The following is a 611-nucleotide window of genomic DNA, read 5'->3' as shown; positions in this document are numbered from 1 at the left end:
GTGCTAATCGGATGCATGACCGTATTGTTTATACGCGGAGTACTGATAGTGACAATGGTAGAAGTAATGTAGCAAGCTGGAATACCAAGCGTTTATTGCCGTAATTACTATAAGTATTTTTTCATACGAATAGGTCGTGTTGAACATTCGACCATAGCACTGACAGCGACTATTTTTTAGTCGATTCAAAGTCAAAAGTATGTATAGTCAATAAACCAAAAAAGAACTACAATACCTAAATGACCTACTCAAATGATTTTCGACAACTCGTATTAAGCAAGATTGCAGCAGGGCAAACGGTACGCCGCGTTGCCCAAGACTTTAATATTAGCACCAAAACAGTCCAAGACTGGAAAAAGGGTGTTCCAAAGAAGCCTTACTATCGAAAACCCACCAAGATTGATGATGAGGCATTAAGACAGGACGTTGCCACCTATCCAGATGCTTATCAATATGAGAGAGCACAGCGTTTTAATTGCACAGCAAGAGGCATAGGTAAAGCGCTCAAGCGTATCAACATCACTCAAAAAAAAGACACTCAAACACCCGAAAGCTGATGAGGAAAAACGGCAACAGTTCAACGATTCATTAGCTCAGCTTGAAGAGCAAAA

The 611-nt window shown here is 40.3% G+C and carries 2 protein-coding genes; both read left to right on the top strand.

Annotation, left to right across the window (positions count from 1 at the left end; genetic code table 11):
- Nucleotides 1-11: 11 nt before the first annotated feature.
- Nucleotides 12-104, top strand: coding sequence for a pyridoxine 5'-phosphate oxidase C-terminal domain-containing protein (locus tag JMX13_RS13620; RefSeq protein WP_227686344.1), 93 nt, complete (start codon nt 12-14; stop codon nt 102-104).
- 135 nt (nt 105-239) lie between these two features.
- A complete protein-coding gene (locus JMX13_RS13615) occupies nt 240-557 on the top strand; it encodes an IS630 transposase-related protein (RefSeq protein ID WP_201582308.1) in 318 nt (105 codons plus the stop codon).
- Nucleotides 558-611 lie beyond the last annotated feature (54 nt).

This window comes from Psychrobacter immobilis (genome assembly GCF_904846285.1).
Taxonomy (GTDB): domain Bacteria; phylum Pseudomonadota; class Gammaproteobacteria; order Pseudomonadales; family Moraxellaceae; genus Psychrobacter; species Psychrobacter immobilis_D.
The sequence above is the reverse complement of the archived record's forward strand: the minus strand, read 5'-3'. Positions and strand labels throughout refer to the sequence as shown.